Genomic DNA, 8,596 nt, shown 5'->3' with positions numbered 1-8,596 from the left:
TGTCGTTCTCGAAAAAGGTGGAGAACCACATTGGGGCGATATGGCTGTTCATCCATGAGTACAATCGGGGCATCAGAGAGAAGCTGGCGGAGCAAGATGCCCCTATCTTTTCCTCTAGCCTGCACTAAAATGCACTACCCTCGGTTTTTCTTGGATTATGCAGAAAAACATTCAACTAGAACCAACATCCCCAAAATAAATCGTCCTGCATTACTAAACTTTTGTTTTCCTTGTCCTCCAATAAAAGAACAAAATAAATTTTATTTGTTGTGCAAACAAGTAATAAGCTTAACGAAAAAATCAGAGAATTATAGTCACGAATCAGAGAATCTATTTAACTCCCTACTACAAAAAGCCTTTCGCGGCGAGTTGTGATGAACCAGAAAATCTATTTAACCCACGAATGTAGAAAAATGATTGAAATCAAAACCCTAACCAACGAAATTCTAGAACTATCCCCAGAAGCCCAGATAATGGTTGCTGAATTTGTCCATTTTCTCAAAGCCAAAGCACAGCAAGAAACACCAACAGTTACCCCACTTAACTTAGAAAATCATGATTTTGTTGGTATGTGGAGCGACAGATCCGAAATGCAAGATAGTAGCCAATGGGTAAAAAATATCCGTCAAGATCAATGGACTCGCTAGCATGCAAAAACTACTCATTGATACTGATGTTTTGATTGACATTGCAAACAACGACATCACAGCTAAACAACGTCTCTATCAAGAATCTCAGACCCATCACCTTAGTATTGCCAGCATCACAGAAATGGAGTTAATCGTTGGTTGCCGAAACAAAACAGAATTACAAAATCTGAATCAATTTCTAAATCAATTTAGTCGATCAAACCTAAACGAAAATATCTCAAAAATTGCCATTCAACTCATGCAAAATTATAACCTAAGCTATAACCTACTCATTCCTGATGCACTAATTGCAGCAACGGCAATCAGTGAAAATATTCCTCTCCTGAGCAAAAACCAGAAAGATTATCGATTTATTTCCAATCTTGACTTACTCAGCTATCCATAAAAAATATCTTGTAAATACAAAAAAATAGTAATGCCAATTAACACACTTCTTTTAATCCTAAAAAAACAATTTCAAGACCTTTACCAAGACCAATTAGAGGAAATTATTCTATTTGGCTCCCAAGCCCGACAACAAGCCACACCCGACTCCGATATTGATATCGCCATCATCCTCAAAGGAACCATCAACCCCGTTCAAGAAATCAAAAAAAATAACCCTTGGATTAGCGATCTTTGCCTCGAAACCGATGCCCTCATTAACTGCCTTTACCTGTCCGCCGAACAATTCCAAACCAAAGAAACCCCCCTCATCCGCAACATCAAAACCGAAGGAATCCCAGTGTGAACGAAAATCAACAGCAACTCATCGCTAAAGCAACCCAAAGCCTCAACGCTGCAAAGTATCTTTATCAAGGTGAATACTATGATTTTGCCGTCGCTAGAGCCTATTACACAATGTTTTATGTTGCCTCAGCGTACCTTGAAGGAGAAGGACTCAGCTTTTCCAAACATTCCGCCGTTATTTCTGCATTTGGTCGAGAATTTGCTAAAACCGGACGCATCCCCAAAGAATTTCACCGCCACCTCAAAGAAGCCCAAGACCTCAGACTATTGGGTGATTATGGCGAAATCAATATCCTAGACAAAGAAGAAGCCGCCACCCAGATCGAAAGAGCCACAGCCTTTTTAAACCTTGCTCCAAACTCTCGATAATCGACATATTCCAGCCATGACCTCAAACTTTGACTTCCTGAAAACCGATTTTCCTACCTTATACGACCACGCCATTCATGCCGAAAGCCTCAGCGATCGCGCCCCCCGTGCCAGTTGCTTCTATGCCCGCTACACCCTAGAGCAAACCGTGATTTGGCTCTATGACAATGACCCCTATCTTCAGATACCCTACGACACCAAACTCGGCGCATTGATCCATGAGCAAACCTTTCAAGACAACCTCAGCCCCGGCATCTTCCCCAAAATTCGCCAAATCCAAAAACTCGGCAACATCGCCGTTCACCACGCCAAACCCATCACCGCCCAAACCTCCCGCTACATCATTGAAGAACTGTTTCACGTCCTCTATTGGGTCAGTCGCTCCTACTCCCCCAACCGTAAAAACCTTGGTGCGCTCCACTTTGACCCCGGCCTGATTCCCCAAGACAACGCGATCGCCCCCAACGACACCAGCCGCGCCGAACTGCAAAAACTCGAAACCCAACTCTCCCAATCTGAGGAGATGCAACGGATCGCCGCCGCCCGGAACCGCCAAACCGAAACCCAACTGCAACAAGCCCGCGCCGAAATCGCCGCCCTCAAAGCACAGAACCGCACCCCATCCGACCCCCACGACTACAACGAAGCCCAAACCCGCAGCCAATTCATTGATGTTCAACTGCTCGAAATGGGGTGGACTCTTGACCATCCCGACTGCTTAGAATATCCAGTCACCGGAATGCCGAAATCCGTGAGTAAATCCGGTCGGGGCAGCGTCGACTACGTGCTCTGGGATGACAACGGCCTCCCCCTCGCCGTCATCGAAGCCAAACGCACCCGCAAAGACGCAAAAATCGGCCAACAACAGGCCAAACTCTACGCCGACTGCCTAGAGCAGCAGTTTCACCAACGCCCGATCATTTTTTATAGCAACGGCTACCACACCTATATTTGGGACGATTGCCACTATCCCCCCCGCGAAATTCAAGGCTTCCTCACCAAAGCCGAACTACAACATCGGATCTGGCGACGGAGCCACCAAAAAGCCCTAGAGTCGATCGCGGTGAATGCGGCGATCGCGGGACGCACCTATCAAGTCGAAGCGATCCAACGGATCACCGAAACCTTCACCCGCAAAAACCGTAAAGCCCTCCTCGTGATGGCCACCGGAACCGGCAAAACCCGCACCGTGATCGCCCTGGTGGATCTGTTGATGCGGGCTAATTGGGTGAAACGGGTCTTATTTTTAGCCGATCGCAAAAGTTTAGTCCGCCAAGCCCGCAACGCCTTTAATCAACATTTGCCCCATGCCACCGTGATTAATCTCATGCAAGAAAAAGACGTGCAAGGGGCGAATGTGGTGGTGTCCACCTATCCGACGATCATGAACCAAATTAATCAGATCGAGGGGAGCGATCGTCAATTTGGGCCGGGGTACTTTGACCTCGTGATCATTGATGAAGCCCACCGCAGCGTTTATCAAAAATATCGCTACATTTTTGACTATTTTGATGCCCTCCTCGTCGGCCTCACCGCCACCCCACGGGACGAGGTGAACCGCGACACCTACGAAATCTTTAGCCTCGAACAGGGCAACCCCACCTATGCCTACGAACTCAAAGATGCAATTCAAGACGGGTTTCTCGTGCCGCCCAAGGGGATTCGGGTCGATCTGAAACTGCCGAGTCTGGGGATTAAATATCGTGAACTGTCGGCAGCGGAACAGGAGGAATACGAGGCGAAATTTTCCGACCCAGAAACGGGAGCACATCCGCCGGAAATTAATGGCAAAGCGATTAATCAATGGCTGTTTAATGACAATACGATCGATCAGGCCTTGGAAATTTTGATGGAGTTTGGGTTACGGGTGGATGGGGGCGATCGCCTCGGTAAAACGATTATTTTTTCCCGCAACCATGATCACGCTGAAAAAATCCTCACCCGCTTCAACGCCAATTACCCCCACCATGCCGGCAAAATGGCCCGCCTGATCGACAGTCACGACCCCTACGCCGAAAGCCTCCTCGAAGCGTTTGAACAAAAGGACGGCGACCTTGCGATCGCGATTTCTGTCGATATGCTCGACACCGGGGTCGATGTGCCAGAAGTGTTGAATTTGGTGTTTTTTAAGCCGGTTTACTCCCGCGTTAAGTTTAACCAGATGATCGGGCGGGGAACTCGGCTTTGTCCGGATCTGTTGGCCCTGGGGGATGATAAGACGGAATTTCAGATTTTTGATTTCTGTCGTAATTTTGAATATTTCGAGCAGGGGGTGAAAGAAGCCGACCCCAAACCGGCGGAAAGTCTCGCCACGAAATTGTTTAAAACGCGCTTGGCTCTGTTTGAGGCGATCGCGCCCCAATCGGATCTAGGGGAGGTGCGGGAAAAACTGGGCGATCGTCTCCAGACCTTCATCGCCAGCATGGAACCGAATAATTTCATCGTGCGCCGTCACCTCGAAGCCGTCGAAACCTTCCGCCACCGGGAACGCTGGCAACACCTCAGCGATCAAGACCACCGGATCTTAACGGAAACCCTCGCCCATCTCCCCCACAGCCTCCCCAGGGAAAAACCCGAAACCCGCCGCTTTGATCTGCTCTGTTTACAAATTCAACTCGCCCTCCAGACCCAAGCCGCGAATCTGATCCCCCTGCGGGACAAGGTGCGCGACCTCCTCAGCAACCTTGAAACTAAAACCAACATCCCCATGGTGCAGGCTCAACTGCCGCTAATCGAGGACGCATTACAGGAACGGTGGTGGGAGGATGTGACGGTTCCCCTCGTGGAAACTCTGCGGCTCCGGCTCCGGGACTTGATCCAGTTTGTCGATCGCACCGAAACCGCGATCGTCCACACCAATTTTCAAGACGAACTGCTCGACCTTAGCGAGGCAACTGTCCCGATCGCTCAGACGGGATTCAGCCCCCACCAATACCGCAAAAAAGTCGAGGCCTATATTCGCGCCCATCAGAATCATGTGGCGATCGCGAAACTACGCCGTAACCTTTCCCTCACGGAAACCGATCTCGATGCCCTCGAAACCATCCTCTTCACTACGGAGGGCCTCGAAAGTAAGGAACGCTTTACTGAGGTGTACAGCACCCAAGCCCAAAACCTCAAACAGTTTATCCGCAGCCTCGTCGGCCTCGATCGCTCGGCTGCGAAAGCTGCCTTTAGCCATTACCTCAGCAATCAAACCCTCAGCGCCAATCAAATCCGCTTTATCGAGCAAATCATCGATCTCCTGACGCAACAGGGCATCATGAACCCGTATCAACTCTATGAACCTCCGTTTACGGATCTCCACAGCGATGGCCTTGATGGCCTCTTTGGGGATCAAGATGCCGATGCGATCGTTTCGATTGTCAGCACGTTTAATGAATCGGTGGATCTCAACTTTGGCGGTGCGTCGGCCTGATGCTCCTCCCGGCGATCGCAAAATCTGTGCGATCGCAGTCCCCTGATATCCTCTAGGGCCATAAAACGGGACAAAATACAACCCCGGATCGGGACGACTTGCGATCGCTGACCGATATATATATTTATTTATTACTGATCACAAGCGATCGCAGATGAGTGCGATCGCACATCTTCTCACCCCTGAACCCAACCCATCTAGCCGCCCGTGGAGCGAATTGGGTATCCTTGAGGGGTCATCTCGGATCTGTGATTGCGCTGCGCCATGCCCTATACCGTTGCTGAAATTCAAACCTTTCTGGGACAACGCACCCCCTTTCGTCAACTTCCCCCCGAAGCCCAGCGCACCCTGATGGCACAGATTCGCCCCCTCCGGTATCGTATGGGGCAAACCCTCCTGATTCGTGACCAAATTCCCCCACACATCATCATGCTCTACGAAGGGCAAGTGCGGCTGATTGGCTACGATGCCACCACCAAGTTGCCCCTCACCCTCCAACGTCTCGAAGCCGGGGATCTGGTGGGGTGGGTGAGTTTGTTGCGGGGGATTCCCTGCGAGACGGCGATCGCATCGACGGAAACCGTCGCCCTCACCCTCGCCGCCGAGCCATTTTTCGCCCTCCTCAATCAATACCCCGACTTTGCCCACCAGTTCCACCATCAGACGGCGATCGCTGAAATCTTCGATCTCCTCTGTCGTCGCCCCATCCCCAACCTCACCGACAGCAACGCCCTCAAAACCCTCGTCCTCCAAGCAGCCCGCAACGCCCAAGTCTGTAGCCTCCCCCCCGGTCGTCATCTGTTAGACGCAGAACCCGCCCACGTCCTCCAATACCCAAATCTCCTCTGGTTTGTCAGTGGCGGCGGTCAAGTCACCCACTTTAAACCCGGCTATCCCCTCCGCCTCTCGTCCCAACAGCGTAGCCTCGAAGTCGTCGGCAACTATCCCGCCCGCTTAATCGGCATCCAAGAGGCGGATCTGATCCTGACGGCTCCAGCAGCGATCGCCCCCAGCCCTTCCCCCACCACCGACCCCGACACAATCACCCTGCCAGACACCCCCATCCCCTACGCCGAAGCATCCTCCCCCCAATCCTCCCCCTCCGAGCCGCCCCCCACCGCCGCCCCACCACCGCCGCCCCCGTCCCGCCAATCCTATCCCCACGTCAAAGGCGGCTCCCAACTCGATGCAGCGGTGGCCTGCTTTCAGATGTTGAGCCAACATTTTCGGATGCCCTTCCGCCGCGAAGTGATTCAGCGCGTCCTCGCCGATCAGATCCAGCGACAGGGGAATCTATCCCTCTATAACTGCGGTTCAGTGGCGGAATTGATGGGGTTAAACGCCCAATTGGTCAATATTCCCGCCAGTGCCCTGATGCGCCTCGAAGGGCCCGCCCTCGTCCAGTGGCAAGACCGGCTCGCGGTGCTCTATGAAATCAGCGATCGCCTCATCGTCATCGGTGCGCCGGAAATCGGCATTCTCCGCCGCAAACCCAAAGACTTCCTCGAAGCCTGGGATCAAGTGGGGCAAGTCCTGCTGATTCGCCCTTCAAAATATACCCCCCAAGAACGTTTTGGCCTGAGTTGGTTTTTACCCGTCCTCTGGAAGTATAAAGGGGTTTTACTTGAGGTTTTCATCGCGTCGTTTTTTGTGCAACTGTTTGCCTTAGCGAATCCCTTAATCATTCAGGTGATTATTGATAAGGTGATTGTCCAAAATAGTTCCGAAACGCTGCAAGTGTTGGGAATTTTTCTCCTCGGTGTGGCAATTTTTGAATTCATCCTCAGTACGGTACGCACCTATCTATTTGTCGATACCACTAACCGCATTGATATGTCCCTGGGGTCAGAAATCATTGACCACCTTCTGCGGTTGCCCCTGCGCTATTTTGATCGCCGCCCGGTGGGGGAATTATCAAGCCGGGTTAATGAGTTAGAAAATATTCGCTCGTTTTTAACCGGGACGGCCTTAACCGTGGTGCTTGATGCGATCTTTTCGGTGATCTATGTGGCGGTGATGTTTTTCTACAGTTGGAAACTGTCGTTAATGGCGTTGTCCATTCTGCCGGTCTTTGTGATCTCGACGTTGATTTTTTCCCCGTTGATCCGCCGTCAACTGCGCCAGAAAGCCGAACGCAACGCCCAAACTCAATCCCATCTCGTGGAAGTGGTGTCCGGGATTCAAACCGTGAAGGCCCAAAATATCGAACTGCGATCGCGCTGGCGGTGGCAAGAATATTACGCCCGCTATGTCTCCGCCGGGTTTAAAACGGTTCAAACCTCCACTTTGGCCAATTCTGCCAGTACCTTTTTAAATAAAGTGTCGGGCTTATTAGTGTTGTGGGGCGGGGCCTATTTAGTCCTGGCAGGGGATCTGAGTTTGGGTCAATTAATCGCCTTCCGAATCATTGCCAGCTATGTCACCAGTCCCCTGTTACGAATGGCGCAACTGTGGCAGAACTTCCAGGAAATGGGCTTATCTTTGGAACGGTTGGGCGACATTCTCGACAACCCCCAAGAAGGGGAAGCTGATCGCGGTAATATTCCCATGCCGGAGGTGCAAGGACAGGTGAAATATGAGAATGTTTCCTTCCGGTTTAAAAAGCAAGGGGCGCTGCAATTGGTGAATGTTAATCTTGAGATTCCGGCGGGGAGTTTTGTGGGTATTGTTGGGAAAAGTGGGGCGGGGAAAAGTACGTTAACGAAGCTGTTGGTGCGGCTTTATGACCTGGAAGGGGGGCGAATTTTGCTCGATGGTTATGATGTGGCTAAGGTGGAATTGTATTCCCTGCGGCGGCAGATTGGGGTTGTTCCCCAAGACCCCCTTTTGTTTGATGGGACGGTGCAGGAAAATATTGCGATGAACAACCCGGAAGCGTCGAGCGATGAGGTGATCGAGGCGGCGAGGGTGGCGGCGGCCCATGATTTTATTATGGAGTTGCCCAGTGGCTACAATACGCGGGTGGGGGAACGGGGGGCATCCCTGTCGGGGGGACAGCGGCAACGAATTGCGATCGCGCGTACCGTCCTCCAACGCCCGGCCTTTTTGGTCTTGGACGAAGCCACCAGCGCCCTCGACTATCCCACAGAGCAACAAGTCTGCACAAATTTATCCCAAGCCTTTCGCGATCGCACCGTTCTCTTCATCACCCACCGTCTCAGCACCGTCCAACAGGCCGATCGCATCGTGATGATGGATGCCGGATCGGTGGTCGAAGTGGGAACCCATGCCGAACTCGTCGCCCTCCAAGGCCGATATTTTGCCCTTTACCAACAACAGGGCGCACGGACATTATCTTAAATGTGCAAAGAAGACTCCCACTATAAAGCGAGTCCGAGTAGAGTTACCGAAGGTAACGGCGGACGTGCCTTTTAGTGGCGAGATGAATTTGCACCAACAAACAAATCGAGCGACAGCGAGTCCTTAATTT

At 51.4% G+C, this 8,596-nt stretch carries 6 protein-coding genes; all 6 read left to right on the top strand.

All coding sequences use genetic code 11. The features are described from left to right. Window positions 1-374: 374 nt before the first annotated feature. The 6 genes from PN477_RS07340 to PN477_RS07315 all read left to right on the top strand — a co-directional run bounded on the left by PN477_RS07340 (window position 375) and on the right by PN477_RS07315 (window position 8,466). The gene (locus PN477_RS07340) at window positions 375-647 is read left to right on the top strand and encodes a hypothetical protein (protein WP_272147119.1); all 273 of its coding nucleotides are present in this window, start codon (window positions 375-377) and stop codon (window positions 645-647) included. Window position 648: 1 nt separating this feature from the next. Further along, the gene (locus PN477_RS07335) at window positions 649-1,035 is read left to right on the top strand and encodes a type II toxin-antitoxin system VapC family toxin (protein WP_272117089.1); all 387 of its coding nucleotides are present in this window, start codon (window positions 649-651) and stop codon (window positions 1,033-1,035) included. A 30-nt stretch (window positions 1,036-1,065) separates the two neighbouring features. After that, window positions 1,066-1,380, top strand: coding sequence for a nucleotidyltransferase domain-containing protein (locus tag PN477_RS07330; RefSeq protein WP_272117088.1), 315 nt, complete (start codon window positions 1,066-1,068; stop codon window positions 1,378-1,380). Continuing rightward, window positions 1,377-1,748, top strand: a complete 372-nt coding sequence (locus PN477_RS07325) for a HEPN domain-containing protein (RefSeq protein WP_272117086.1) — start codon at window positions 1,377-1,379, stop codon at window positions 1,746-1,748. Before PN477_RS07330 ends, PN477_RS07325 begins: the two co-directional genes overlap by 4 nt. Before the next feature lie 16 nt (window positions 1,749-1,764). Further along, window positions 1,765-5,166 (top strand): DEAD/DEAH box helicase family protein, encoded by a 3,402-nt coding sequence (locus tag PN477_RS07320; protein ID WP_272117084.1) that lies wholly within the window; start codon window positions 1,765-1,767, stop codon window positions 5,164-5,166. 264 nt (window positions 5,167-5,430) lie between these two features. Then, entirely contained in the window at window positions 5,431-8,466 is a 3,036-nt protein-coding gene (locus tag PN477_RS07315; protein ID WP_272117080.1) for a peptidase domain-containing ABC transporter, read from the top strand. The last annotated feature ends 130 nt before the right edge of the window (window positions 8,467-8,596 follow it).

This window comes from Spirulina subsalsa CS-330, assembly GCF_028330765.1.
Taxonomy (GTDB): Bacteria; Cyanobacteriota; Cyanobacteriia; order Cyanobacteriales; family Spirulinaceae; genus Spirulina; species Spirulina subsalsa_A.
The sequence above is the reverse complement of the archived record's forward strand: the minus strand, read 5'-3'. Positions and strand labels throughout refer to the sequence as shown.